This is a genomic window from Anaerococcoides asporogena (assembly GCF_029590275.1).
In the GTDB taxonomy this organism is placed as follows: domain Bacteria; phylum Bacillota; class Clostridia; order Clostridiales; family Clostridiaceae; genus JG1575.
In genome coordinates, this window is record NZ_CP120965.1 from 383608 (window position 1) to 409940 (window position 26333).

The window sequence follows — 26333 nt, forward strand, 5'->3', positions numbered from 1 at the left end:
AATTCTTCGAAGCACAGAGTTTTAATTGAGCAAAATTCAGGTCAATGTTCTTTGTCCGGTACAATCTAATAGACAAGATATTAGCATCGATGGATTATAAAACGACGGATCGACAAATTTTCACCAGATGAAGAACAAAAGTACAGAAGTTGGTTTATTCGAAGTCATTAAGGTAGAACAGGCCTCAGAATATACTGTTGCATCCACTGTGCAATCATTAAAATATGGAAAGCCTGTCGCAGATCAAAGGAACATCTCCCTGTTACTAGGCAGGATTATGGCTGGTCATGTTCAATTCAGCATGGTGTCTCCATAGTCACATAATCACAAAAAGGCCCCTGAATGAATCTTGCTTGTCACGATTCATTCAGGGGCTTTTGATTTTCATATGAAATTGTCCGAAGCAAGGGAGTGGTGTACTAGAACATATCCCGCTTGCTAAGGAACAATCCGGTAAAGACGGTGGCTGCCAGCATGATCACGGTGATGATCAGAGTCCCGTTGGGACTTTCTGAGAAGGGCAGACCTCCGGTGTTCATGCCGAAGTAGCCGGAGATGATCTGAGGCACGGTCATCATGATGGTGATGGCCGCCAGGAACTTCATGACGATATTCAGGTTGTTGGAGATGACTGAAGCGAAGGCATCCATGGTGCCGGCCAGAACGTCGCCGTAGATGGTAGCCATTTCGATAGCCTGGCGATTCTCGATGATGACGTCTTCCAGCAGTTCGTGGTCTTCTTCGTATCGCTTCATCAGCTCCAGTTTCAGCATCTTGTCAAGCGTCACCTCGTTGGACTTGAGGGAGGTGGTGAAATAGACCAGGGATTTTTGCAGGGACAGCATATGGATGAGTTCCCGGTTCTTCAGGGACTTGTAGAGCCGTTTTTCCACCATGACGCTCTTTTTGTCGATCTGGCGCAAAAAGATCAGATAGTAGGCTGAAATCCGCTGCAGAATCTGCAGGATGAAGCGGGATTTCTTAAAGGTATAGAAAGTGCGGATCTTCTCATTGGAGAAATCCTGCAGAATCTTGGAATCTTTCAGGCATACGGTGATTAGATAATCCGCCGTATGAATAATCGCCAGAGGGTAGGTATCATAGGTCAGAGAGTTTTCCTCCGTTTCAGTGAATGGAATATCCACCAGGAACATCAGGGTCTGATCCTCGGAGTCGATGCGGGATGTCTCATTGTCATCCATGGCGGCCCGCATAAATTCCAGGGGAACTCCGGTGCGCTTGGATACCAGCATCAGTTCCTGTTCTTTTGGGGCGGTAATATTAATCCAGCAGCCTGGTTCAATGGCAGTCAACTCGATCAGTTTATTGTCTTCAATGGATGTGCTTTTATAAATTCTGATCAATGATCTTCACCTCGTTTCTCATTCATTTTCCGATCCGACCGTTTCGAAGAATCAGTCAACGCTGATAATCAATCAAAACGGGCGGAGATAGAAGCCTTGAGTCTCTATTCCCTATTATAAGCCTAACAGCAAGCTATTTACAGGGAATCGACCGGATTTTGCCGTCAGATCTCGTTGGAAACTTGTTGGATAAGAAGTATAATTGGTTGTCTGAACATCAATACACGACTTATTGGGTAGACAGAAGGAGCAATGACATGTCACTTTATTATCAGGAAAAAATTCAACGGCGCAAGCTGCCGTTTATCGCGGGTCTGTTGGCCCTGGCGCTTATGCTGATCATGGTATCCTCCTGGACCCGGCAGAATGCCGTAGGCCGGCTGGTAACGCTGGTAGATGGAATGCTTTTTGTGCTGTTTCTGGCATTGACGGTTCGAATCATCCACAGTTCGAAAAAACAGATGAAATACTCCCTGGTTCAGGACGAACTGATCATTCAGGAAGTGAGGGCCGGACGAAAGAAAGTGCAGGATCGGATTCATCTGAATCAGATCATCTCGTTCCAACCCGTATCCTTCGTTCGGAAACTGAACTGCATCGGCAAGGATACAACTTGCCTGATCCATCATTCCTATGAACTCAACTACAAAGCGAATGAAAAGAACCGCTCCGTAATTATCCGGCCCAGTGATCGACTGGCCAAGGCCATTCAGAAAGAATTGAAGCAGCTTAGCCTTTCGCAGCATTAAAAAGCCGGCACAAGCAGTTCAAATTTCAGGTTAAGTCTGATCCGATGCAGTCGTAACACAGGGAAACAGCCTCTATGCAGCGAGGCGAAATTCGAAGCATCAATGAAATAGAATCAAAAATGACAAAGCACAAGTTCCCGGTTGGCGAACTGTGCTTTGTCATTTCACGGTATAATGGACATGGTGATGATATGGGAAGTATAAAACAGGCTCTGAATGAGCTCAACGTAAGGATAAAGGTTCGCGGCACCATGCCCGGCCATAAAGGCAGGCTGGCGGTTGACGGAGCACATGATGTGACGGAGCTGCCAGGCGCGGATAATCTGCAGCAGCCCAAGGGAATCCTGCGGGAAGCTGAACGGGAAGCCGCCCGGATTTACGGAGTAGCTGACGCCAGGTATCTGGTCAACGGATCGACTTCAGGCAATCTGACCCTGGTCTTCAGTTTTTTTGAAGAGGGGGATGAAATCCTGGTGGAGCGCAACTGCCATAAGAGTGTGTACAATGCCCTGGTCCTCCGAAAACTACGGCCGGTGTACCTGTGGCCCAAACAGGACGCCCGGGGCAGCAGCCTGCCGCAGGATTCAAAAGCGATTAGGGAAGCTCTGGAAGAGCACCCCCAGGCGAAAGGCGTCCTTTTAACCATGCCTTCCTATAAGGGACTGGTCAGTGACATCGAAGCGATTTACCGGGTCGTCCATGAGGCCGACGCGGTTCTGATCCTCGATGCGGCTCACGGAGCCGCCCTGGCCGGAATGGATCAGTTTCACGATTTTTACCGGTCCTGTGACGCCATGGTTATCAGTACCCACAAATCTTTGGCCTGCCTGAATCAGGGGGCGCTGATCCTTTCCAACCGCCCTGACTTGCGGCCGGCGATTCAAAAATACAGCAATATGTTTCAGACAACCAGCCCCTCCTACCTCATCATGGAATCTATTGAAAGTTCAGTGGAGGAGGTGGAGGCCGGACGATATCTCGATCCCCCCGTATTTTCGGCCCGGGACTATCAATCCCTGACTGTCAATCCGGAACTGACCGGTTATCGAATGGATCCATGGAAGCTGCTTTTGGTGCATGCGGAGCAGGGGAACTTCATGGAACAGTTTTTGGAAGGGCAGGGGATTTTTCCTGAGATGCACGATCAGCATTCCGTTCTGCTGATGCTCAGTCCATCCAACAGTCCGGAGGAAATTCAGTGGATCAGGGAATGTCTGATTAAGCTGGATGAACTGCTGAGCAAAATCAGCGCCCAGCCAGAACGGGAGTCCCAGGTCTGGTCAAAAGCAGCCATCGACCACATTCCCCGGCCCAGGCAGCATTGCCTGCCCTGGCAGGCGGGGGACAGGGGACAGGACGTCCTGCTGGATGAAGCCTGCGGACGAATCGCGCAGGAACAGGTGATTCCTTACCCGCCGGGGGTTCCGGTTCTGCTTCCGGGGGAAGTGATTGACGAAGCCATGATCCGGTACCTGAAGCAGCTAAAGGCAAACGACATCGAAATCCTGGGACTGATTGAGAATCAATTGAAATGTGTGGAGGAGTAGTTCATGGGAATACTGATTGCCATAGAAGGGGTTGACGGTTCTGGGAAACAGACACAGTCCGATCTTCTGAATAAAAATCTGAAACAGGCCGGCTATGATGTCATGGAGATCCGGTTTCCGGATTATGAGTCCAGATCATCGGTTTTAGTGAAGATGTATTTGATGGGTGAATTCAGTCAGGATCCGAAAGACATCACAGCCTATCAGGCTTCTACTTTTTTCGCGGCTGACCGCTATGCCTCCTGGATGACCGGTGCCTGGCGGGCTCATTACCAAAAAGGCGGCATTGTGCTGGCTGACCGATACACAACAGCCAATATGGTTCATCAGGCCGGGAAGATACAGGATCTGACGGAACGGGACCGTTTCCTGGAATGGCTGTATGATTTTGAGTTCCGCCTCTATGGCATTCCGGTGCCTGATCTGGTGTTCTTTCTCGATGTTCCTCCTGAATTTCAGCAGCAGATCGTCCAGTCCCGCAAGAACAAAATCACCGGCGGCGAAGTGCAGGACATCCATGAAGCCAGCCGGGAACACCTCCTGGAATCCTATGATGCCGCCAATTATGTGGCAAAGAAATATCACTGGGAAAAAATCGACTGCGTTCACGAGGGCACCATGAGATCCATCGAAGAAATCGGCGCTGAAATTCTTGAAAAGGCACTGAATCGAATTCAGCGGCTGCAACGTTCAGCGGTTCAGGACCGGACAGATCCGACCGGTGAGGGCCGGTAGCGAGTCGAATCGATTCTCGATGCATCCGGTTTTCCTGGTGGGTGAATCCGTTTATAGCCAGACTACAGGGAATGGCGGAAGCAGTCGCAGCATCCGAAATGAATCAAAGAAAAAAACCTCCTGACGCTGATTTGTGGCCTGCACAAACCGGCATCAGGAGGTTTTTCATGTCGCCTGGAATTGATGGAGTTTCGGGAGTCAAACCGCGGGACTCAATATCGGCGGATCAGACTTAGCCGGACTTTCAAAGGCGTTCACAGTCCTACTTTCGAATTCACCGTCCCAGGGCACGACTCTGGAGCAGGACGGCGGCTTCGCGGTCCTGGGGAAAGGGTGCCGAAAGTTCATGCGTGAGCCATTCCGGGGCAATCCGGCGGATGACTTCGCCGATGCCCTGATGGGTCCAGGGTTCGTGCCGGTCGATTTGGAGGACATGGAGATAGGTCTGGGCAAAGCGCTGGAAATAATCCTGCGCCAGGTCGGGCGGGAGAGAGCCGGTATTGGTTCGGACATATTCGCCGGACAATGACTGGTGCAGGTGGATGCCACGGATCATCGGAACAATCTGCTCGTGGCGGTTCAGCATGTCATGGAGGTAGCGGATCGCCTGCGGTTCATCGCGCAGTGCCGGGTTGGTATTCAATAGATGACCGGTGTCAAGCAGGATGCCTTTGTTCCGGTGTTGAATTCCTTCCAGTAAATAGGCGGTCAGATCCGGATTGGTAAAAGTAAAGCCCGGCCACCATTGGTTTTCCACCAGTATGGCAAAAGGCCACGGCCGCCTGCCGGCCAGGGCGTTGATCACTTCCAGGGAAGCATCAATGACTTCCCGGTCGCTATGCTGCCACTGGTAGGTATAGCCTTCCTCAAGGGATACATCCGATACGTGGAACACCACATACTCTGCGCCGAGAGAGGCGGCTCGTTCCATTTCGCGCTCATAGTGCCGGATGAGAACCTGCGGATCCTCGCTGCCGTAAAATGACCGGATGGCCTCCCTCGTCCCAAATTTGGACAGGAGCCTTTTCTGATCACCCCGCCAGAAATCAACCCAGTCATGCCAGAAGGGAAGATGATAACCCACGGTCAGCTGCTGGTCAAACGGCGGTGGTGGAATCGTCGGATCTCCCCAGATGATTTCCAGTCCGTCCAGTCCCATCCGGGTGCAGGCCTCACGAAGCCCTTCCATGGAACCGAAGGAGTCCAGACAGTTGGGATATACAGGGTAATTGGTCATGATCTTCATGGGAAGCTATCCTTTCATGGCAGGGTTTGTACGGGATAAAAATAACAAGTAAAACATCTTTTCTACCTTAACCCAATCAGTTCGGTATGACAATGATTTTTCTGTGAATCCTTTGATAACAGATCAGTCATCCGCTGCTGCCGGTACCAGAAGCAAGACGAGAAATCAAAGGGATATCGCAAAGACCAAGCAATAAGACCAAGCAATAAGACCATGCTCAAAGACAATGCTCAGAGATGAAGCTCACAGACCAAGATCAGGGATGAAGCTCAGAGACCAAAGACGAAGAAGAAGCTCAAACATAAAGTTCAAAGACGAAGGTCAAGTCAAAGAACAAAGCCAAATCATCTGGATAATAACCAGAGAATAACGGATATTGTCCAAAGGAAACAGTCGAATTCCCATACCGGAAGATACAGGGAGGAATGGGTGTCGCCGCCTGACATAAAAAAAACGCCGGAACCCGTCGAATGCCCAGGGGCTGACGGATCTCGGCGTTTTTGCATGTCAGGACACCATCAGGTCTGTAAGGACCGATGGCTTTTTGCGTTAGTCTACCATTCCTGCTCGTTCCAGGAACGCTGCCGGGGCTTTGCGGTTTTCTGATGGGTTGTTCGTTTAATCCGCTCTTTTTCCCGCTGGCGCATTTTCCGTTCATACAGCATGGCTTCCTTCTGCATGGTCCGAAAGTCTTCCAGCTCGGCCTCGGTGAGGTCACCGCGCTGGATGGCCGCCTGGACGGCGCAGCCGGGTTCGGTGGTGTGACTGCAGTCGGTGAAGCGGCATTGCTTCATCCAGGCGGCAATGTTGCCATAAACCGCTTCGACGGCTTGTCCGTCGTCAATCAGATCAATCCGTCTCAGGCCGGGGGTGTCAATCAGACAGCCATAGCCTGGGATGAGGATAATCTCCCGATGGGTCGTAGTATGTCGGCCCTGATCATCTGAATTGCGGATGCCGGATACCTTCATTCGTTCGTTTCCGAGGAGGTGGTTGATCAGCGTGGATTTCCCGACGCCGGAGGCGCCCAGCAGAGCGCCGGTTTTGCCGCCCCGGAGCAGATCAAGGATCGGTTGGTAGCTGCCGGTTTCGTCCTGCCGGGTGACCAGAATAGTCCCTGGCCAGAGCTCTCTGGCAGTCGATAGATAGGCTTCATTCTCCGCGGAGCTGTTCAAGTCTGCTTTGGTCAGGATCAGGACAGGGGTCGAATCCGAGCTGGCTGCCATAATCAGGAACCGGCGGATTTTCCGTTCATGGAAATCCTGGTTCAGGCTGATCACGACAAAAACATAGTCGCAGTTGGCCACCAGACCTTCGGTCAGACTGGCTGAAAAGCTGTCTCCCCGGGTCATGAGACTGGTTCGCGGTGCGATGTCCCGGATCATGTTATCCTCATCCACCAAAACAAAGTCACCGGTGACCGGATGGTCCAGGGTTCCGACCAGTGCCCGGGCGGTGCGGCCCGGCAGCCGGCCTGTGATTTCGCCGTCGGCGGTCAAAATTCGGAACAGGCCGTGGGTCTCGCCGGAAATCCGTCCGGGCTGCCCTTGTCCGTGCCACTGTTCCAGTAATTGGGGCGTAAACCCCAGATCATTTAAATGGTTCGTCATGAATCTCCTTCACTAAAAGTCCCGCACGAGCCTTCCGTGAAGCGACGGAAGGGTCAGTTCTGGCTGTACCTCGCTGCAAAATTAAGTTCTCTCATAAAACATCTCTCCTTCCATGGGTTCGTTCCTTTTGATTATAGCGCTCCGTGCCAAAAGGGCGCAATATGCGTTATAATGAATGAAAGAACAAATTAACAGCACAACGATTGATTTCATCATATAAGGAGGGCAACACATGAAACTTGTCATCGCCATCGTCAATGACGAAGATGCATTGGATTTACTGGATGAACTGACCGACAAAGAATTCCGGGTGACCAAGCTGGCTTCCACCGGCGGATTCCTGAGAAGCGGCAATACCACCATGATGATTGGTGTTGAGAACGAAAAAGTCCAGGAAGTTCTGACCATCATTGAAGAAACCTGCAAAACCAGACATCAGATCGTTTCCAATCCCTCACCCTTATCTACCACCACCGGTGTCTATGTGCCCTATCCCGTCGATATCGAGGTAGGTGGTGCCACCGTCTTCGTTGTGGACGTGGAGAATTTCGTCCGCGTGTAGGAGGAGTCCAGTGATTGGTTTTGAACAAATCAGAGAAAGTTTGCGGGGTGCCTCGAAAAGCGGCACCCTCGCTCATTCCCATATTCTGGTCGGACCTGACGGCATCGGCAAATCACCGATGGCGAAAAGCCTGGCCGGACTGATCCTGCGGCCGGACAGTGACGCGGTGCGGGACTATGTCGATATGATCCCGGTGCGGCCGGAAGGGAAATCCATCGGCGTGGACGAAGTGCGCCGCATCATCGGAGAAGCCAATGTCATGCCCTTTGAAGGCAGCCGCAAGGTCATCGTGATCTATAACGCCGAGCTGATGACGACGCAGGCTCAGAACGCCCTGCTCAAGACCATCGAAGAGCCGGCTTTCGGTGTTTTCTTTATTCTTCTGACCAAAACGCTGGATAATCTGCTGCCGACGATTCGATCCCGCTGCGCCATCCACCGGCTGTTTCCAATGTCCCGGGAAGAGATGAGACGCTACATCATTCAGCAGTACGGCCTGTCCGGCCCTTCGCTGGATGAGGCGGTCGCCATTGCCCGGGGAATTCCCGGGCAGGCCGATGAGTTCATTAAAAATCCGGCCCGGCGGGCAGCCTTTGACCAGGTGCTGGAATTTCTGACCAACCTGGCTGCCGTCCGCTCGCTGCAGGACCGCAGCGCCCTGACGATCCTCCGCCAGAATAAAGCAGTCCTGGAACAGGGACCGGAAAGTTTCCTGGAGGGAATGCTGCTTGCCGTCCGGGATCTCGCCTGCCTGAAAACAGGTAAAGATTACAAAAATCTGATCTTCCTGTATAATATGGAGAGGATGAAAACACTGGCTGGACGATATACAATGGCCAGGTTGAACCGAATCGTGGAAGTGTGTGAAAGTGCCGGACGACTGTTGGAGCCTGGACGCAACATTAATCGGGAAACCGTGGTGGATCATACGCTTTTTCAACTAGTGGAGGAAACTTAATGATAAATATAGTCGGTGTCCGCTTCAAAAAGGCCGGGAAGATCTATTATTTTGATCCCAAGGACCTGGAACTGGAGCTGGATGAAGCCGTAATCGTGGAGACAACCCGGGGCGTGGAACTGGGCATTGTCTCTCTGACCAAAAAACTGGTTCCCCAGGAGGATGTCCGGGGAGAACTGAAACCGATCCTGCGCAAGGCCACCCCGGAGGATCTGGAGCGTTCGCGCCGGAACGAGGCTCGCGAAAAAGAAGCCATGATCGTGTGCAAGGCAAAAATCGAAGCCCACGGGTTGGACATGAAACTGGTGGATGTCGAATTCACCTTCGATATGAATAAAGTGATCTTCTATTTCACGGCGGATGGCCGGGTGGACTTCCGTGACCTGGTCAAAGATCTGGCGTCTGTATTCCGGACCCGGATTGAACTTCGTCAGATCGGGGTTCGGGATGAAGCCAAAATGAAATCCGGCATCGGACCCTGCGGCCGCACGCTGTGCTGCTCTTCGTTCCTGGCTGACTTTACCTCGGTATCGATCAAGATGGCCAAGGAGCAGAATCTGTCGCTCAATCCTACGAAGATTTCCGGCATCTGCGGCCGTCTGATGTGCTGTCTCAAGTACGAACAGGACACTTACGAAGAAATCCGCAAGCGCCTGCCCCGTCAGGGCAGCATCGTGAACACGCCAATGGGTCGGGGCGAAGTCCTGATGAACAAAACCATCAAGGAACAGGTCAAGGTCAAGATCTTTGGCGAAGGCGAAGATGTCATTGAGTTTTTCCCGATTTCTGAATGTGAGATGATTAAGGGAAGCTATGAAGACAATTCCACCGGTAAGAAGGAACCAAAACCGGACGCGGAGGAAACAGCTGCTTCCCGCAAGAAAGACCCAAAAGCCGGAGAACCGTCACCGGAACCACAAGCTGAATAGCAATCACTTTGCACAAACAGGCACTCCAGTCGATGACCGGAGTGCTTTTGCATATCCCAAGACTCGATCTGTCCCAATAAGACGCTCATAATCTCATCAGACTCAGCTCCACGTGAACGATCTCCACGTGAACGAGTTCCACCTGACCGATCTCTACGGAAAGGATTCACTGATTAAGACAGAATTGAAATTTTAAACTGGTCATTGTATACTAAAAGTAACTTCAGAACATACGTGCAGTTTTCATGTTGGTTCTGATTGAAGTGGTTTATTAATCTTTGGGGACAAATGTGTGAATAAACTGGCGGTCCTGAGTTGGCTGTAAGGCCAGGGACTATAATGTGGGTATGTGGTGCCAACTGCGAAGGAGGGGGTCAGACTGGAAAATAATCTGTTTCATTCAAGGGATCAGGAATCCCTCGGCAAGGTGTGTCCGCGATGCGGCACAACCTTTGAAGAATATCGGCGAACCGGTCTGCTGGGCTGTCCGGTCTGCTATCGCTTTTTTCGGGATCAGCTGATTCCGTCCATTCGCAAAGTTCAGTTTACGCTCCAGCATGAGGGGAAGTTTCCGGCTTCTACCACTCCGGAATCCAGGTCCCGGCGCCGGATTACCCTGCTGCGGCAGGATCTGTCCGAGGCGGTTCTGACAGAGAATTTCGAACGGGCAGCGACGCTGCGCGATGAGATCAACGCCCTGACGGAACTGCTGAATCAGGAGGTGTCCCATGACGGATAAATTAAAGCTGAAACTGTCCTCCCGGATTCGGCTGGCCAGAAATCTGAGCCAGTATCAGTTTCCTCATCGCCTGGATCAGAAAAACGCCAGAGAGCTGGTTCACCTGGTGGAGGAGGCATTCTATGTCTCCAAGCCACTGGCTGAAGGGTTCCGGACGAGGCATCTGTGGGAGGAGAGGGGACTGGATCTTCTGTTCTGGTTTGAAAAGCATCTGGTCTCATCCAAGCTCATTGACCATGCCGACATCGGCGCGTTCATCTGCAACCAGACGGAGGATGTATCGCTGATGATCAATGAAGAAGATCATATCCGGCTGCAGACCATGTCTTCCCGCAAAGGGCTCAAAGAACTCTATGAAGAAGCCGAACAGCTGGATACGGTACTTGAAGAAAAGCTGAACTGGGCCTTTGACAACCAGCTGGGTTACCTGACGGCCTGTCCCACCAATCTGGGGACAGCGCTGCGGGCCTCGGTGATGGTTCATCTGCCGGCTCTGACCATGCAGGACCGAATCGGGCTGATCGCTCAGAAACTGGCCCAGATGGGCATGACCATCCGGGGCATCTATGGCGAAGGCTCCCAGGCCGAGGGGAACATCTATCAGATTTCCAATGAGGTGACACTCGGCATCTCGGAAGAATTCATCCTGAAGAACATCGAGGAAACCATTGACAGTATCCTCGTGATGGAAGCCGCGGAGCAGACCAAGCTGATCGAAAGCAGGGGAGATGAGACCAGAGATGGCATCTACCGCTCCATCGGAGTGCTGTCCCAGGCTCGACTGATGAGTTCGAAGGAAGCCCTGGAGCGGTTATCCACCGTTCGCCTGGGGATTGAAGCTGGAATTATTCACGAACTGACTACTGCCGCAGTGGATGAGATGATCATCCGGGTCCAGACCGGAAACCTGCACCGCCAGCTGGGGCTGACGGAGCTGATGCCGGAAAAGGACCGGGATCTGCTGCGAGCGACGATATTGCGAAATGAAATGAAAAGGAGGCTGTCCTGATATGTTAGACAGACTGACAGAACGTGCCAAAAGTGCACTGATGAAAGCCCAGGAGATGTCCAGGAAGCTCGGTCACGGATACATCGGCTCAGAGCATGTGCTCTATGGTGTGGCTGCCGTGGAAGGGTTGACCAGGGATCTGCTGGCAGGATACGGAATTACTGCGGATATGGTATATCAGTTTATTCTGTCCCAGGTAGGAAAGCGGACTACGGTTTCGAATCTTCCCACCAACGCCATTGCCATGACCCCGCGAACAAAGCGGCTGCTCGACGGCTCGTTGGAAATTGCCAACAGCCTGGAGCACAGCTATGTGGGGCCGGAACATATCCTGATTTCGCTTCTGACGGAACAGGAAGGAATTGCTTATCAGATTATGATCGCTGCCGGAGCCAACATCGAGCAGCTGAAGAATGACCTCTATAATGGTCTGTCCGGCGGTCCCGAAGAGGATTCTTCCATGGGCAGCGCGTCTGCCCCGGGGACTACCCGGCTTCTGGATCAGTACGGCAGAGATCTGACGAAGATGGCCAGGGATTCCCAGCTGGATCCGGTCATCGGGCGCACTGAGGAAATGGAACGGATTCTGGAAATCCTGTCCCGCCGGATCAAGAACAATCCGGTTCTCATCGGCGAACCCGGCGTTGGTAAGACGGCTGTGGTGGAAGGGCTGGCGCAGCGAATTATCCAGGGGAACATCCCGGAGCTGCTCCAGAACAAGCGTGTCGTGACTCTGGATATGGGTTCCATGCTGGCCGGAGCCAAATACCGCGGAGAGTTTGAGGAACGCCTCAAGAATGTGATGGAAGAGGTCAAGAATGCCGGCAACGTCATACTCTTCATCGATGAGATTCATACCATCATCGGTGCCGGCGCCTCTGAAGGGGCCATTGATGCGTCCAACATCCTTAAGCCGGCGCTGGCCCGGGGAGAGATCCAGGCCATCGGCGCCACGACCATCGATGAATATCGTAAGCATTTTGAAAAGGATGCCGCCCTGGAACGGCGCTTTCAGCCGGTAACGGTCGGCGAACCGACCAATGAGGAAGCACTCCAGATCCTGCACGGCCTTCGGGATAAATATGAAGCCCATCACCGCGTCAAGATCCTGGATGAAGCCCTGGAAGCGGCAGTGAATCTCTCCAGCCGCTACATTCAGGACCGGTTTTTGCCAGACAAGGCAGTGGATCTGATGGATGAGGCGGCAGCCCGGGTCCGGATTCAGAATCTCACCGCGCCGCCGGATATCAAGGAACTGGAGGAAGAACTCAAAGCAGTCACCCGGGAAAAGGACGAAGCCGTCAACATTCAGGCATTTGAAAAAGCCATTGAGCTCCGGGACAAGGAAAAGGACCTGAAACAGAAGCTGAAGGAAATGAAAGGCAGCTGGAAATCCGGCCGGGGCACCTCTTCGCTGCTTACGGTAACGGCCGAGGACATTGCCCATGTCGTATCCCGCTGGACCAAGATTCCGGTCAAGCGCCTGACCGAATCGGAGAGCCAGAAACTCCTGAAACTGGAAGATATGCTCCACGAACGTGTCGTCGGGCAGAATGAAGCCATCAACTCCATCGCCCGCGCGGTACGTCGGGCCAGGGTCGGGCTCAAGGATCCCAAGCGGCCCATCGGGTCCTTCATTTTCCTGGGACCCACCGGCGTCGGCAAGACCGAAGTATCCAAAGCCCTGGCCGAAGTCATGTTCGGGGATGAGAAGAACATGGTCCGCATCGACATGTCCGAATACATGGAGAAGCATACCGTGTCGCGCCTGGTCGGATCTCCCCCAGGGTACGTCGGATACGACGAAGGCGGTCAGCTTACGGAAGCGGTGCGCCGCAATCCCTACAGCGTCGTGCTGTTTGACGAGATCGAGAAGGCTCACCCCGATGTGTTCAACATCCTCCTCCAGATCCTGGAAGACGGCCGACTCACGGACGGGAAAGGAAAGACCGTTGATTTCAAGAATACCATACTGATCATGACATCCAATGTCGGCGCCAACCTGTTGAAGAAGGAACGGACCATTGGCTTCGGCATCGGCGATTCCGCCCGGGATGAGTATGATCGGATGAAAGACAACATCATGAGTGAACTCAAACGCAATTTCCGGCCGGAATTCCTCAACCGCATTGACGATATCATCGTGTTCCATTCACTGCGGACCGAAGACCTCAAGCACATTGTCCGCCTGATGACCCAACAGGTGGCCAAACGCATCGAAGACTCGGAAATCTACCTGACCTTCTCCGATGAGGCCATACAGCATCTGTCGGAGAAAGGCACCGACATGGCCTTTGGTGCCCGCCCGCTGCGCCGGGAAATCACCAAGAGCGTCGAGGATGCTCTGTCTGAAGAGATTCTGATGGGTCAGATCAAAAAAGGCGATGAGATCGACGTGGCCATCGAAGACGGCAAGCTGAAGTTCAATAAAAGCGGCGAACGCTCCCTGCGCCAGCCGGAAGAGCGCATCCCTGCTTTTGAAGTAGAGGAAGCCAGCTCCGATCAGGATGCCTGATCCCAGAGGGGGATCCCAAGGATGCCTGTACCTCAGAATGCCTGTACCTCAGGAGGATTGATCTCCAGAAAGGCTGTTCTTACATCGGCTGTTCTTCAGCAGTTCATTCTCAGAGAGAAAGAGCCTGGGAGCACTGCTCCGGGGAATCGGTAAAAATAATTAAATCAATTACGTCAAAGCTGCCGCGGCCAATCTGGCCGCGGCAGCTGAATGGTTGGATAGTTTCAGATCCGGTGTGTTTTTAACCGAACCTAGGATTCGAAAGGGTCTGAGTACAATATCCACGCTGAGACAATATGCTCAGGTGTCAGCTTTTCTCATTGAGCAGCATGGTTCGGCATTCTTCCAGACTGGCCAGTTCCGCTTCGTTCAGGCGGGGATATTCCAGATGGAGATTCTCCAGCGTATCAACGATGATCTCCGAAGCCAGGAGACGGGCGTACCACTTCTTGTCGGCCGGGATGACATGCCAGGGCGCTTCCTTCGTGGCGGTGTGCTGGATAGCATCTTCAAAGGCATCCATGTAGTCATTCCAGTGACCGCGTTCCGCGACATCACCGGCGGAGAATTTCCAGTTCTTGGCCGGGTCTTCGATGCGTGCCAGGAAGCGCTGGCGCTGCTCTTCCTTCGATACATTCAGGAACAGTTTGATGGGGATAATTCCGTTCTCAAACAGGTAGGTCTCGAAATTTCGGATCTGACGGAAGCGCTGCTTCCAGATGGAGGGATCGAGCAGTCGATCCGGCATCTGGGATCCTTCGATCAGGTTATGAACCCGGACAACCAGCACATCCTCGTAATGCGAGCGATTGAAAATCCCGATCCGGCCGCGTTCCGGCAGGTTTTTGGCAATACGCCACAGATAGTCATGATCCAGATCTTCACTGGTCGGCTGCTTGAACGAGACGACCTGGCAGCCCTGTGGGTTGACTCCGGACATGACATGCTCGATCAGACCGTCCTTGCCGGCAGCATCCATGGCCTGAATGATAATCAGCAGAGCATATTCGTTCTGAGCATACAGCTTATCCTGGAGCACCTTCATTCGTTCGATGTTGTCGGCCATCGCCCGTACTGCCTCCGCTTTGCTGCGGTAATCCCCGGTGTCTCCCGGATCATGCTCTTTCAGTTTAAATTTCTCGCCTGAGGTCACAGTATACTTGTCCAGTTTCATCGGATTCCCTCCTGGAATTATCTATTGGTTACAGGGAGTGCAGGGACACGGATATTACAAATCCAGCAGTTCCCGCAGGGTTTTGGCGATTGCATCGGTGGTGTGGTCGCCGATGACATAGTTGGCGGAGTCTTTGAGCAGGTCGCAGGCGTTGCCCATGGCAAAGCCAATGCCGGCGGTCTGGATCAGTTTCAGATCATTTTCACCATCGCCGAAGGCGATGATATTCTCTGGGGCAATGCCATGGGACAGAGCCAGGATTTGAGCGGCGGATCCTTTGTTGGAGAATTTCGGTATGATTTCGACATTGCTGGCGGCGGATGATTCGATATTGAACCGGCCCATGGCTTCCAGATCCCGGCGCAGAGCCTGCAGCCGATCCGGGTGATTATTGGAAATGACGATGCCGTTGATGTAGAAGCCTGCGTATTTCATGTATTCATTGCGGCTTCGGACGTGGATACTCTGGATGGTCAGACTGCCCTTGTTGACGATATTGCTGAAATAGGCCATGCGCAGTGCCCAGCCCAGTGAGGTATGGTAGACCTTGTAGAGGGAATCAAAGGACAGTGTCAGATTATGGAAATGGGTCAGGTCATATAGATCTTCCAGCTGATCAGGGGGGATCTGGTCCATCCGGATGATTCGCCCGTCCCGTTCAATCACTGCCCCGTTGGAACAGATCAGCTCGACGGGGGTAGGGATCAGGTGGCGGATTTTACAGGCTGATTTGTAGAGCCGACCCGTGGCGATGGAGACAATATGCCCGGCCTGGGTCACTCTTCTCAGAATTTCAAGGTTCTCCGAAGAAACCTGTTTGGATCGGTCCAGCAGCGTGCCGTCCAGATCAAAGCAAATGAGTTTTTGGCTGTTTCGGTCCATGGGCATCCTCCGATCCGTCTTTTCTTCAGTATATCAGATGAGCTGGCGGGCCGGCGCAAAAAGAAGCTCATTCCGGTGAGCAGAAAAAACCTGAAAAGAGAAGTTCAAGACAATTACTATAGTATAATAAAGAGAGAGAATTCGACGAAAAACCACCACTTATATGATAAAAAAACAAAAATCTGTCGGAAAAGGAGTTTAATTTGAAATTTATCATTCAAGATAACAAAGAGCAGATTGCCTACACCGCAGCCGACCTCGTGGAAGACGCCGTTCGGCAGCATCCCACCGGGATCCTGGGTCTGGCCACCGGATCCAGCCCCGTGGGGACGTATAAGGAACTGATCCGGCGTCATCGCAAGGAAGGACTCGATTTTTCCAGGATAACCACGATCAATCTGGATGAGTATGTTGGCCTGGATGAATTCCATGAGCAGAGCTACCGCCATTTTATGAACCACAACCTGTTTGATCATCTCAATATCAACAAGAAGAATACCTATGTACCCCGAGGGGATGCCCTCAATCCGGAAGAGGAAGCCCGCCATTACGAGGAACTGATCCGCCGGCTGGAGCCGGCCAGGATTCAGGTTCTGGGGATCGGGGTCAACGGCCATATCGGGTTTAACGAGCCGGCTGAAGATTTCACGGTGCCGACTCATGTTGTGACATTGACCCGGGATACGATTGAATCCAATGCCCGGTTCTTTGATTCACCCATGGATGTCCCGAAACAGGCCATTACCATGGGCGTCGGAGGCATACTGCGGGCACAACGGATCCTGCTGATCGCGACGGGTGAGGGCAAGCAGCAGGCGGTGAAGGCACTGGAGGACGGCCGCATTCTGCCCTCCAATCCATCCACCATACTGAAAGTTCATCCGGACGTCATCGTACTGTGCGACCGGGCAGCGGCGGCACTGCTGGACGAACGCACAGTCAGGCAGGCAGAATAATGGCAAAGCAGAAATCAGTCTATGTCTGTGCCCAGTGCGGTTATGAGTCCGCCAAGTGGCTGGGTCGCTGTCCCGACTGCAACAGCTGGAATTCCTTCACCGAAGAAGTGAAGGTTGCGAAAGAAGCTGCCAAAATGGTGAAATCCAAAGGAATTAGCGCTCAGAATATGCCCCGGCTGGTGGGGGAGATTGAGTCCTCGGAAAAAGCCCGGCTGGACACGGGATTGCCGGAGCTGAACCGGGTACTGGGCGGTGGCCTGATCAAAGGATCCCTGACCCTGATCTCAGGAGACCCCGGCATCGGAAAATCCACGCTGCTTCTGCAGTGTGCCGGTTCCATCGCAAATCAGTATGGCAAAGTTCTCTATGTTTCAGGCGAGGAGTCGGAGGAACAGATCAAAATGCGTGCGGATCGTCTGAATATCCGGACGGATCAGCTGTACGTCGTCTCAGAAACCCAGATTTCAGTGGTGGAGGAGCATATCCGTACCCTGAATCCAGTGTTCTGCATCATTGACTCCATCCAGACCCTGTTCTCGGATCAGCTGACTTCAGCGCCGGGCAGCGTGTCGCAGGTCCGGGAATGCTCTTCGGAGCTGATGCGCCTGGGCAAGACCAACCAGCTCCCCCTGTTTATTGTAGCCCATGTCACCAAAGCAGGAGATCTGGCTGGCCCGCGTGTGCTTGAACACATGGTGGATACCGTTCTGTCCTTTGAAGGCGAACGGACCGGTGATCTGCGCATCCTGCGCACCGTCAAGAACCGCTTTGGCACCACCTCTGAAATCGGGGTATTTGAAATGCGGGAAGAAGGATTGATGGAAGTTTATGATCCCTCCCGCCTCTTCCTGGAAGAAACTCCGGGCGAGGGGACCATGGTGATTGGAATCATGGAAGGAACCCGGCCGATCTTAGTGCAGGTTCAGTCCCTGGTGGCGGAAACCAAAATTGTGATGCCGCGGCGCACTGCGGTCGGGCTGGATACCACCCGACTCAACATGCTGCTGGCCGTCCTGGAGAAAAAAGTCCGGGTGCCGTTCTACGCCAGCGATGTCTATGTCAATGTGGTGGGAGGACTCCATATTGAAGGAACCGGTGCCGACCTTGGCCTTGCCCTGTCGCTTATTTCCTCTGCCAAAACCAGGGAAATCAAGGTTTCACGGGCCGTGGCAGTCGGTGAAATTGGTCTGACGGGGGAGGTGCGGCCCGTATCCAAGGCGGAACGCGTCATCGCCGAAGCCGCCAAACTGGGATTCGAACATGCCATCATTTCTTCCAGACAGCAGATTCGCAAAGTCCCGGAAGGCATTCGTCTGATTCGGGTTGCGACGGTTCGAGAAGCTTATGAAGAGCTGTTTGGCGCAGCCAAACGAGGCAAACGGAATTCAGAGGATTCAGAATCGGTTTAAAAAGATTGCACGGAGACCTGAAATAAGAAAAATATGAAAAATCGGAAGTCTGCTGACAAATGCAGCAGACTCCGATGAGCTGACATTTGATGAATAAACAAAAATATTTAGATGGCTTTAATTTAAATTTCATTGGAAAAAGGTATGATTAATGTATATGTTGTTCAATCGTTACCGAATTAAGTTTGGGGGAAGCGGATTGGGCTGCAAAAATAATAGAAGGAGGTGCTTTATGTTAAAAAATATTCTGAAGGCAATTTTTGTCCTGATCGGCGCAGCATCGGGATGGCTTCTGGGAGTGTTTTTGCTCAGCCTTGAGTTTATCAAGCCAATCGGCATAACGCAGAATGTCATCGCTAAATATTCCGTCAATGGAATTCTCGCACTTTTACTTGCTTTTATCTTTTTTATACTTTCTCCGATCTTCATCAGATACATCATAAGAATGGTTGAAGCGGTGGATAAGAATTTCCAGAAAATGGCACTGGCGGAAGTTTTCCTGGGAGCTGTGGGAGGGCTGCTGGCTCTTTCGATTTCCTATCTTCTGGCAACTAAAGCGTTGTATGGAATTCGGTATGTGGGATCAGCCCTGGCTCTGTTGGTCAATGTGCTGGCGTTCTTCATCGGCGCTAACATCGCCATTAAGAAAAGAGACGAACTGACGCAGATGTTTTCCAATCTGCGCACAGGAAAGCTGGCTCAGGGGAAAGGGGCTTCGACCAAGCGCTCGGATTTTGACGGCGAGCCCAAAGTGCTCGATACCTCAGTCATCATCGATGGCCGGATCTTTGATATCTGCCAGACTGGTTTTGTCGAAGGAACCCTCGTGATTCCGAACTTTGTTCTGGAAGAGCTCCGGCACATCGCCGATTCATCGGATTCCCTGAAGCGGAATCGCGGCCGCCGGGGACTGGATATCCTGAACAAGATTCAGAAAGAACTCGACATTGAAGTCCGGATCTGGGATCGGGAGGTCAAGGAAGCCCGGGAGGTCGACGTAAAACTGCTGAAGCTGGCGAAAGAGATCGGCGGCAAAGTAGTAACCAACGACTATAATTTGAACAAAGTCGCGGAATTTCAGGGTGTACCGGTGCTCAACATCAATGAACTGGCCAATGCAGTCAAACCGGTGCTGCTGCCGGGCGAAGAGCTGTCCATCCTGGTTGCCAAGATCGGCAAGGAACAGAATCAGGGCATCGGCTATCTGGATGACGGCACGATGATCGTCATTGAGAACGGACGCCGCTATGTCAACGAAACCATTGATGTCATTGTGACCTCGGTTCTGCAGACCGCTGCCGGCCGAATGATATTCGCCCGGCCGAAAGACTGATCGTCGGGTTCAGGCGGACAGCATGATTCACGGAAGTGTTTCAGCAGAGCATAAAGAACTTAGCAAGCAGTTAGCAGTTAGCATTTAGTGGTATGTACTATGTAGTAAGTAGCATGTAGAAACTAAGTAGCAGCTGTGTCAAATCAATCATGAACAAAGTTTTTCAGTGAAACAGGAGAAAATGATATGGTCAGCACAATCATTGTGGCGGCCGGATCTGGTAAAAGGATGGGAAAATCGATCAATAAGGTCTTTCTGGACCTGAACGGTTATCCCGTCCTTTTTCATACCATCCGGGCCTTTGAAGAACACCCAGAGGTAGATGAAATCATACTGGTATTAAAGGAAGAGGAATTGGCTTACTATCAGCAGTATTTCACCGGTTTCGGCTTTCAGAAGGTACGACAGCTGGCAGCAGGGGGAGCTGAGCGGATGAATTCCGTCCGTAATGGGCTTAATTGCCTGGGTGAGGATTCGGAGCTGGTCCTGATTCATGACGGCGCCCGGCCCTTTGTGCGAAGCGAACTGATCACAGAGGGGATTGAGCAGGCCAGACGCTGGGGAGCGGCCTGTCCCGGTGTTGTGCCCAAAGATACCATCAAGCGAGTGGATGAGGAGGGGCTGATTTATGCGGAGCTTCCCAGAGATCAGCTGAGAGCCTTGCAGACACCGCAGGTTTTTCGTACGGCCAAGCTCCGGGAACTGATGGAACGTGCCTTCTCCAAGGGAATGCTCTATACTGATGATACCGCTCTGTTTGTGGAGGCGGGGGAATCGGTCAAAATATTCCCGGGGGATTATCACAACCTGAAAATTACTACAGCGGAAGATTTGGAGCTGGGTCTGATCCTGATGATGGACGTAGATTAGTCTGTGATTTATCGACGAAAATGCTTATGATTCAATGACTATTCGTGTTTTAGAGTTCTGCGGATGATAAGGTTATCATCGAATGAATACGAAAATGATGACGATTTCTATATCGGGAAAAGCAAATATTTGGAGATGATTAATAATTGGTCGTTAAAAATACGATATCGTAAGATTTAATTGCATGCTATTGATTTAACAAACCTTTGTGGTAGAATTACATCCGTAACAATAAGGTAACCATAAAAAACCACAAAGGAAGGGTAAAATGAACAAGAAAATCTCTGTTTTAGCAGCTTCTGTACTGAGCTTAAGCTTACTGGCATCCTGTGCCGGTGGAACCACGACTACAACTGCCGCAGGTACAACCGCAGCAGGAACCCAGGCAACCTCCACAACCGGAGCTGTTGAAGGACCGAAGGCTGCTGCCGCCGGATCCATCGTTAAGTTAGGTCTCGGATCAAAGACTTCCGTCGCCAAGTCCTCTGACTTCACCGCTGACAAAGCTGGTGCAGCTCAGGCTGACGTTGTAATCGCTGCAGTTGGTTTTGACAAGGACGGCAAAGTTGCTTCCATCAAGATTGACAACGCACAGACCAAAGTAGAATACAATGCTGACGGTTCCCTGAAGACCGATCCGGCTGCTGCTCTCAAGACCAAGCAGGAAAAGAAAGAAGAATACGGCATGATCAAGGCTTCCAAGATCGGCAAGGAATGGTTCCAGCAGGCTGAAGCCCTTGGCGCCTGGATGCAGGGAAAAACCGTTGAAGAAATCAAAGCCATGAAGACCAAGAAGGGTGCAGACGACGCTCATCCGGCAGTTCCGGACGAAGCTGATCTGGCTACTTCCGTATCCATCACGGTTCAGGATTACATCGCAGTTGTCGAAGAAGCATGGCAGAACGCTGTTGAAGTTGCTGAAGGCGCTGACAAGGTTGGTCTGGGAGTCCAGATCTCCATTGCCAAGTCCGCTGGTAAGACTGCAGACAAGGGTGCTGCTGCTCAGATTGACACCACCATGACCGCTGTTGCTCTGAAGGGCGACAAGGTTGCCGCTTCCGTTCTCGACGTGGTTCAGGCCAAGGTCGCTTACGATGCAGCAGGCAAGATCACTTCCGACAAGGTTGCTGAAGTTCCTTCCAAGGTTGAACTGGGAGAAGCTTACGGCATGAAGAAAGCTTCCAAGATCGGCAAGGAATGGTTCGAGCAGGCGAAGGCTCTGACGAACTGGACTGTCAACAAGACAGCTGCTGAAATCAAGGGAATCGAATCCGAAGAAAAAGACGGCAAGAAGCTCGTTAAAGGCGACCTGGCTACTTCTGTTTCCGTAGGAGTCGCTGATTACCTCACCGTATTCGACGAAGCCATCGCAACCGCAAGATAATAGAATGAACAGGGGGCAGCCGCCCCCTTTCTTTTTTTCTTTTTTTTTGCTATATTCGGGAGGAAACTCAAGCCAAAGGAGGCACTGATTTGAAAAAATGGTTGAATAAGATCATTCCGCTGGGCCTGGCTGTGGGACTCTTTGTGGGAACCTTGTCCGGCTGCTCGCCCCAATATAAAGAATACCGGGATACTTTCATCACGGTGGAGGGTGTCGAGGTATTCAACACCGTATTTACCGTGATGGCCTGGGAAAAATCTGAGGCCGACTGGAAGAAGCATTATGCCAAAATTCAGGAGCTGGTGCTGAAATACCATAAGCTGTTTGACTATTACAATGAATACGAAGGCATCAACAACATAAAAACCATCAATAACAAAGCGGGGGTTGAGCCGGTCAAAGTCGACCGGTCAATCATCGATATGATCAAAGAGGCTCGTTCGCTGTATGATGTCACCGGTCGGGAAACCAACATCGCCATGGGCGCGGTGACGATGATCTGGCATAATGTCCGCGAACACAACATGCCCTCGGCAGGGGAAGAAGTTCCTGAATCCGAGATGATTATTCCAACCCAGGCGGAGCTGGATGAAGCCGGACTGCATACCGATTTTGACAAGGTGATCATTGATGAAGCCGCCTCTACGGTCTATCTGGAAGATCCTAAGATGAAGCTCGATGTCGGTGCCCTGGCCAAAGGATATGCCACGGAACTGGTAGCGGATGAATTGAAAGCCATGGGCATGGAAAACGGACTGATGTCTGCCGGAGGCAACATTAAATCCATCGGAGCGCCCAAGCTGAAGGAAAAGCCGGACTGGGGCGTTGCCGTTACCGATCCGATCAATCCGAATTCCTACCTGGACATTGTCTTCCGGCTGGATGCCGATCAGTCGGTAGTAAGTTCCGGTGATTACGAACGGTTCTTCACCTACCAGGGGAAACGCTACCACCATCTGATTGATCCGAAAACCTGGCAGCCCGGGGAATACTTCTCCCAGGTGACCGTTATCACCGATGATTCCGGCAAGGCCGACTTCCTGTCCACCACCTTCTTCCTCCTGCCCTATGAGCAGGGCGTGACCCTGGCAGAAGAGCTGGATGTCGCAGTTACCTGGATCTTTAAGGATGGGACGATGAAGATGAATGACAAAGCCAAGGGCATGCTCAAATAGGAAACTTCGAATAAGGATGAGACATCCGCTGCCTTTGCAGGCAGTATCGAATTGGTATGATTAAATAACTGGAAAAAGTTCACAAATTGAAAGGCCGCGAAATCAGGCAAAGGTATTTACAACATCAAAAGGAATTGCTATATTTGATGATGGCATTACCCTTATTTAATACCGCGGCAAGTATTATAATACCGGAGGGAAAAAAATGGCAAAAATGATGGGACCTAAGTTCAAGCAGTCCAGAAGACTCGGTCTGAACGTATCAGGTCATCCAAAAGCAATGAAGAGGGCAGAAAAATCCAGGGGTTCATCCCGCGCGGACAAAAAACTGACGGAGTACGGAACTCAGCTTCTTGAAAAGCAGAGACTGAGAGCTTACTACAATGTCCTCGAAAAACAGTTCGTAAAATATGTGGACAGAGCGATGAGAACCAAAGGACAGACTGGTCCTGAGCTTCTGAATATGCTTGAACTGAGACTTGACAACATGGTATACCGTATGGGATTTGCTAATTCCATCAGACAGGCCAGACAGATGGTCAACCATGGTCACTTCCTGGTCAATGGAAACAAGATCGACATCCCGAGCTACGGCCTGAAGGTCGGTGACGTTGTGGAATTGAGAGAGAAATCCCGCAAAACCGAAATGTTCACTGAAAACTTCAACGGCATCCAGGGAACACCGATTCCTTACATCGAGAAGGATCTTGCTAATTTCAAGGCTACTGTAACCAGACTGCCACAGCGGGAAGAACTCCCCATCGAAATTAACGAACAGCTTATCGTTGAATTCTACTCCAGAAGATAGGATCCAATGAATCAGGATACCTCGTATCATGCGGGGTGTCCTTTTTTTTTGTCAGTGAAACTGACATAGTCCAAGCCAGGCTCTATCAAGTATAATGGAATCAACCAAGAGGTTGGACAACATTCCGGGATAACAGGCGGAGTTAAGAGCGGTAAGAAGGAATCCTGGATCGCAGTAATTAATTTACAGTATTTTTCAGTTTTAATAATTGACCTAAAGGCGGACTTATCATGCAATATATCGGAGAATTATCGGCTCTTGCCGCAGCGATGGCCTGGGCGATCTGTGCGGTGATCACAGAGCGTACGACCCAGCAGATCAAAGCCAATGACTTGAATCTGTTTGTGAAACTGGCCGGATTACTCTTAATCAGCCTGATTATTCCATTTACTGGGGGCAGTCTGATTCCCCTTGGGGTGACCCCGGCGGCCTGGTTCTGGCTGATCCTGTCCGGAGTCATTGGATTCGCTGTGGGGGACAGTTTCCTGTTCCAGGCTTATCAGCTGATTGGGGCGAAGGTTACTTTAATGATCTTTTCGCTCGCGCCCATTATTACGGCATTTTTCGGCTGGATCATTTTCGGGGAAGCCCTTACACTCTATGTCTTTTTAGGCATGGCTCTGGTTTTATTCGGACTCTTCCTGGTTGTGATGGAAGGCGGCGGCGGTAAAATCCGGCTGCGCTTCTCCGGAAAAGGCATTCTGGTTGCCATCGCGGCAGCAGTCGGTCAGGCCCTGGGCGTGATCCTGTCAAAACAGGGCATGGGAGCCATCGATGCCATGACAACCACCCAGATTCGACTCATCGGCGGCGTGGCGGCGATGCTCGTGATGTATCTGAAGGCTCGCAGTCAGCCTGACTGGAACGTGTTCCGCGATCAAAAACTGGCTGCCGTCACCCTGTTCAACTCATTCTTAGGCACGGTGGTCGGCGTTACGCTGTCCATGGTTGCCATCGCCAACACCTTGGCTGCTGTCGCCTCCACTCTGATGGCCGTGACGCCGGTTATGGTTCTGCCCATCTCCTTTCTTTTCCTGAAGCAGAAGATGGACTGGCGTGAAGTCGCCGGAGCTCTCCTCAGCGTGCTGGGGATCGCGGTATTGTTTATTCTGTAAGGTGTCCTTATAAAAAAAATACATCAGGAGATGATTCTCTGATCGTTGCGGTATTAAGGAAGGACCGGTCCATAAATGTAAACTGCTGAATTCTACATTGCTTACTTCAATCTTTCTGAATTCAAACATCGAAGAATTCAAACATCAAGGAATTATCACCCAGAGATGGTCCATCCAATATATTTCCTCAGAGAAGCTATTTAGAAAAACACATCGATCTCGGAATACCTGACACTGCTGTTATGAGACATTGCTGACAGGGGGTGAACTCATTGAAAGAAGGACATTACTTGTGCGTACTTGGGATGTTTGACGAGGAAACCAACAAGCTGTTCAACCAGTTGGATGGAAGGCTCCAGGATGCTCAGCTGAAAACCCTGGGCTTCTTTCAGGATGATCCCTGGCATTTCTCGTTGGGGGTTTATTTCGATCTGGAGCCGGAGGAACTCAAAGCCTGGGTGGGGCAGGTGGCATCGGAGTATGAGCCCATTACCCTGCGGTTTAATCATCTGGGCTTATTTCCCGGGGTTTTGTTTGTAGAACCGGCATTCTCCTGGCCTTTGAGAAATTTGTATGAACGACTCCATGAAAAGTATGATGATCTGCATGGTGATTATGAGGAGACATCCCGCCGCCATGGCCTGTTTACGCCCCATGTTTCGATCATTTTTACCTATGAGCAGCTGCCCCTTGCAGTGGAAGTCATGTCCAAGCACTTTCAGCCGTTTTATGGTAGAATGTCAAAGCTTCTTATCTACGAATACGTTATTAAGGGAGACAAGTCATTTGCGGTTCGTCCAGTGGCAACGATTCCCTTGAACAAAACCCTGAAGAATGGAGAACATCATGATTGAGCAAATGACCCCTGATGAAGCACGACAGCTGAATCCACTGAACCTGGCCTTTATTGGCGATACGGTCTGGGAGGGATTCATCCGGGATCGGATCTTCCCGAAATTAAAGAATCATCCAGCATCGGTGTTACATCAGACCTGTGTTCGCTACGTGCGGGCGGATGCGCAGAGCGATGCGCTGGAAGCAATTCTGGATTCGCTGACAGAAGAAGAGGTTACCATGTTCAAGCGGGGGCGCAACCAGAAGAGTGCCCATGTCCCCAGGAATGCCGTTCTGGCGGATTATCGACGGGCCACCGGGTTTGAAGCTCTTTTGGGATATCTCTACCTTACAGCTCAATCTGACCGGCTGCAGGAAGTAATGGATTTGGCTTTCCACGCGATGATCGGGCCGACTGAGTGATGAAAAA

General features: G+C 51.5%; 24 protein-coding genes. 19 read left to right on the forward strand and 5 right to left on the reverse strand.

The annotated features are described in order from the left end of the window. Nucleotides 1–419 precede the first annotated feature (419 nt). Nucleotides 420–1364 (reverse strand): magnesium transporter CorA family protein, encoded by a 945-nt coding sequence (locus tag P6M73_RS01765; protein WP_277854445.1) that lies wholly within the window; start codon nt 1362–1364, stop codon nt 420–422. A 257-nt stretch (nt 1365–1621) separates the two neighbouring features. On the opposite strand from P6M73_RS01765, the gene P6M73_RS01770 reads away from it, so the two are divergent. From P6M73_RS01770 to P6M73_RS01780, 3 genes are all read left to right on the forward strand, one after another. Continuing rightward, nucleotides 1622–2113: a hypothetical protein gene (locus tag P6M73_RS01770; protein WP_277854446.1), complete on the forward strand. Its 492-nt coding sequence runs from the start codon at nt 1622–1624 to the stop codon at nt 2111–2113. Nucleotides 2114–2187: 74 nt separating this feature from the next. Continuing rightward, on the forward strand, nt 2188–3660 hold the full coding sequence (locus P6M73_RS01775; protein ID WP_277854447.1) for an aminotransferase class I/II-fold pyridoxal phosphate-dependent enzyme: 1473 nt from the start codon (nt 2188–2190) through the stop codon (nt 3658–3660). A gap of 3 nt (nt 3661–3663) precedes the next feature. Further along, entirely contained in the window at nt 3664–4395 is a 732-nt protein-coding gene (locus P6M73_RS01780; protein ID WP_277854448.1) for a dTMP kinase, read from the forward strand. A 274-nt stretch (nt 4396–4669) separates the two neighbouring features. On the opposite strand, the gene P6M73_RS01785 is transcribed toward P6M73_RS01780, so the two are convergent. Together P6M73_RS01785 and rsgA are read right to left on the reverse strand one after the other, a co-directional pair. Next, a complete protein-coding gene (locus P6M73_RS01785; RefSeq protein WP_277854449.1) occupies nt 4670–5641 on the reverse strand; it encodes a TIM barrel protein in 972 nt (323 codons plus the stop codon). A gap of 554 nt (nt 5642–6195) precedes the next feature. Further along, entirely contained in the window at nt 6196–7251 is a 1056-nt protein-coding gene (gene rsgA / locus P6M73_RS01790; protein WP_277854450.1) for a ribosome small subunit-dependent GTPase A, read from the reverse strand. Between the two features lie 232 nt (nt 7252–7483). Here rsgA and P6M73_RS01795 point away from each other — a divergent pair, with 232 nt between their 5' ends. From P6M73_RS01795 to P6M73_RS01820, 6 genes are all read left to right on the forward strand, one after another. After that, the gene (locus P6M73_RS01795) at nt 7484–7813 is read left to right on the forward strand and encodes a cyclic di-AMP receptor DarA (protein WP_277854451.1); all 330 of its coding nucleotides are present in this window, start codon (nt 7484–7486) and stop codon (nt 7811–7813) included. A gap of 10 nt (nt 7814–7823) precedes the next feature. After that, nucleotides 7824–8771 carry an AAA family ATPase gene (locus P6M73_RS01800; protein WP_277854452.1) on the forward strand — a complete coding sequence of 316 codons (948 nt, stop codon included), beginning with the start codon at nt 7824–7826 and terminating at the stop codon, nt 8769–8771. Next, a complete protein-coding gene (locus tag P6M73_RS01805) occupies nt 8771–9700 on the forward strand; it encodes a PSP1 domain-containing protein (protein WP_277854453.1) in 930 nt (309 codons plus the stop codon). The genes P6M73_RS01800 and P6M73_RS01805 overlap by 1 nt, the downstream gene beginning before the upstream one ends. Nucleotides 9701–10052: 352 nt before the next feature. Further along, nucleotides 10053–10439 carry a UvrB/UvrC motif-containing protein gene (locus P6M73_RS01810; RefSeq protein ID WP_277854454.1) on the forward strand — a complete coding sequence of 129 codons (387 nt, stop codon included), beginning with the start codon at nt 10053–10055 and terminating at the stop codon, nt 10437–10439. Further along, nucleotides 10429–11448 (forward strand): ATP--guanido phosphotransferase, encoded by a 1020-nt coding sequence (locus tag P6M73_RS01815; RefSeq protein ID WP_277854455.1) that lies wholly within the window; start codon nt 10429–10431, stop codon nt 11446–11448. Before P6M73_RS01810 ends, P6M73_RS01815 begins: the two co-directional genes overlap by 11 nt. A gap of 1 nt (nt 11449) precedes the next feature. Further along, nucleotides 11450–13963, forward strand: coding sequence for an ATP-dependent Clp protease ATP-binding subunit (locus P6M73_RS01820; RefSeq protein ID WP_277854456.1), 2514 nt, complete (start codon nt 11450–11452; stop codon nt 13961–13963). 307 nt (nt 13964–14270) lie between these two features. On the opposite strand, the gene P6M73_RS01825 is transcribed toward P6M73_RS01820, so the two are convergent. Then, a complete protein-coding gene (locus tag P6M73_RS01825; protein ID WP_277854457.1) occupies nt 14271–15137 on the reverse strand; it encodes a polyphosphate kinase 2 family protein in 867 nt (288 codons plus the stop codon). 54 nt (nt 15138–15191) lie between these two features. Then, complete coding sequence (locus P6M73_RS01830; protein ID WP_277854458.1) at nt 15192–16019, reverse strand: HAD family hydrolase; 828 nt, start codon at nt 16017–16019, stop codon at nt 15192–15194. A 203-nt stretch (nt 16020–16222) separates the two neighbouring features. On the opposite strand from P6M73_RS01830, the gene nagB reads away from it, so the two are divergent. The 10 genes from nagB (at nt 16223) to P6M73_RS01880 (ending at nt 26326) form a co-directional block, all read left to right on the forward strand. Next, the gene (gene nagB, locus P6M73_RS01835) at nt 16223–16975 is read left to right on the forward strand and encodes a glucosamine-6-phosphate deaminase (RefSeq protein ID WP_277854459.1); all 753 of its coding nucleotides are present in this window, start codon (nt 16223–16225) and stop codon (nt 16973–16975) included. Continuing rightward, on the forward strand, nt 16975–18384 hold the full coding sequence (radA, locus tag P6M73_RS01840; protein WP_277854460.1) for a DNA repair protein RadA: 1410 nt from the start codon (nt 16975–16977) through the stop codon (nt 18382–18384). Before nagB ends, radA begins: the two co-directional genes overlap by 1 nt. 232 nt (nt 18385–18616) lie before the next feature. Beyond that, the gene (locus P6M73_RS01845; protein ID WP_277854461.1) at nt 18617–19717 is read left to right on the forward strand and encodes a PIN/TRAM domain-containing protein; all 1101 of its coding nucleotides are present in this window, start codon (nt 18617–18619) and stop codon (nt 19715–19717) included. A gap of 186 nt (nt 19718–19903) precedes the next feature. Next, nucleotides 19904–20587 carry a 2-C-methyl-D-erythritol 4-phosphate cytidylyltransferase gene (ispD, locus tag P6M73_RS01850; RefSeq protein WP_277854462.1) on the forward strand — a complete coding sequence of 228 codons (684 nt, stop codon included), beginning with the start codon at nt 19904–19906 and terminating at the stop codon, nt 20585–20587. A gap of 268 nt (nt 20588–20855) precedes the next feature. Beyond that, nucleotides 20856–21971, forward strand: coding sequence for a hypothetical protein (locus P6M73_RS01855; RefSeq protein ID WP_277854463.1), 1116 nt, complete (start codon nt 20856–20858; stop codon nt 21969–21971). 89 nt (nt 21972–22060) lie between these two features. After that, nucleotides 22061–23146, forward strand: coding sequence for an FAD:protein FMN transferase (locus P6M73_RS01860; RefSeq protein ID WP_277854464.1), 1086 nt, complete (start codon nt 22061–22063; stop codon nt 23144–23146). 205 nt (nt 23147–23351) lie between these two features. Continuing rightward, a complete protein-coding gene (gene rpsD / locus P6M73_RS01865; RefSeq protein WP_277854465.1) occupies nt 23352–23954 on the forward strand; it encodes a 30S ribosomal protein S4 in 603 nt (200 codons plus the stop codon). 230 nt (nt 23955–24184) lie between these two features. Next, nucleotides 24185–25069: a DMT family transporter gene (locus P6M73_RS01870; protein ID WP_277854466.1), complete on the forward strand. Its 885-nt coding sequence runs from the start codon at nt 24185–24187 to the stop codon at nt 25067–25069. 272 nt (nt 25070–25341) lie between these two features. Further along, the gene (locus tag P6M73_RS01875) at nt 25342–25923 is read left to right on the forward strand and encodes a 2'-5' RNA ligase family protein (protein WP_277854467.1); all 582 of its coding nucleotides are present in this window, start codon (nt 25342–25344) and stop codon (nt 25921–25923) included. Next, on the forward strand, nt 25916–26326 hold the full coding sequence (locus tag P6M73_RS01880) for a Mini-ribonuclease 3 (protein WP_347276310.1): 411 nt from the start codon (nt 25916–25918) through the stop codon (nt 26324–26326). Before P6M73_RS01875 ends, P6M73_RS01880 begins: the two co-directional genes overlap by 8 nt. Nucleotides 26327–26333: the final 7 nt, after the last annotated feature.

What these genes read in the sequence shown, in the direction of transcription:
- P6M73_RS01770 (WP_277854446.1), top strand. Translation starts at nt 1,622, where the DNA reads ATGTCACTTTATTATCAGGAAAAAATTCAACGGCGCAAGCTGCCGTTT.
- P6M73_RS01775 (WP_277854447.1), top strand. Translation starts at nt 2,188, where the DNA reads ATGCAGCGAGGCGAAATTCGAAGCATCAATGAAATAGAATCAAAAATG.
- P6M73_RS01780 (WP_277854448.1), top strand. Translation starts at nt 3,664, where the DNA reads ATGGGAATACTGATTGCCATAGAAGGGGTTGACGGTTCTGGGAAACAG.
- P6M73_RS01785 (WP_277854449.1), bottom strand. Translation starts at nt 5,641, where the DNA reads ATGAAGATCATGACCAATTACCCTGTATATCCCAACTGTCTGGACTCC.
- rsgA (WP_277854450.1), bottom strand. Translation starts at nt 7,251, where the DNA reads ATGACGAACCATTTAAATGATCTGGGGTTTACGCCCCAATTACTGGAA.
- P6M73_RS01795 (WP_277854451.1), top strand. Translation starts at nt 7,484, where the DNA reads ATGAAACTTGTCATCGCCATCGTCAATGACGAAGATGCATTGGATTTA.
- P6M73_RS01805 (WP_277854453.1), top strand. Translation starts at nt 8,771, where the DNA reads ATGATAAATATAGTCGGTGTCCGCTTCAAAAAGGCCGGGAAGATCTAT.
- P6M73_RS01815 (WP_277854455.1), top strand. Translation starts at nt 10,429, where the DNA reads ATGACGGATAAATTAAAGCTGAAACTGTCCTCCCGGATTCGGCTGGCC.
- P6M73_RS01820 (WP_277854456.1), top strand. Translation starts at nt 11,450, where the DNA reads ATGTTAGACAGACTGACAGAACGTGCCAAAAGTGCACTGATGAAAGCC.
- P6M73_RS01825 (WP_277854457.1), bottom strand. Translation starts at nt 15,137, where the DNA reads ATGAAACTGGACAAGTATACTGTGACCTCAGGCGAGAAATTTAAACTG.
- P6M73_RS01830 (WP_277854458.1), bottom strand. Translation starts at nt 16,019, where the DNA reads ATGGACCGAAACAGCCAAAAACTCATTTGCTTTGATCTGGACGGCACG.
- radA (WP_277854460.1), top strand. Translation starts at nt 16,975, where the DNA reads ATGGCAAAGCAGAAATCAGTCTATGTCTGTGCCCAGTGCGGTTATGAG.
- P6M73_RS01845 (WP_277854461.1), top strand. Translation starts at nt 18,617, where the DNA reads ATGTTAAAAAATATTCTGAAGGCAATTTTTGTCCTGATCGGCGCAGCA.
- ispD (WP_277854462.1), top strand. Translation starts at nt 19,904, where the DNA reads ATGGTCAGCACAATCATTGTGGCGGCCGGATCTGGTAAAAGGATGGGA.
- P6M73_RS01855 (WP_277854463.1), top strand. Translation starts at nt 20,856, where the DNA reads ATGAACAAGAAAATCTCTGTTTTAGCAGCTTCTGTACTGAGCTTAAGC.
- rpsD (WP_277854465.1), top strand. Translation starts at nt 23,352, where the DNA reads ATGGCAAAAATGATGGGACCTAAGTTCAAGCAGTCCAGAAGACTCGGT.
- P6M73_RS01870 (WP_277854466.1), top strand. Translation starts at nt 24,185, where the DNA reads ATGCAATATATCGGAGAATTATCGGCTCTTGCCGCAGCGATGGCCTGG.
- P6M73_RS01880 (WP_347276310.1), top strand. Translation starts at nt 25,916, where the DNA reads ATGATTGAGCAAATGACCCCTGATGAAGCACGACAGCTGAATCCACTG.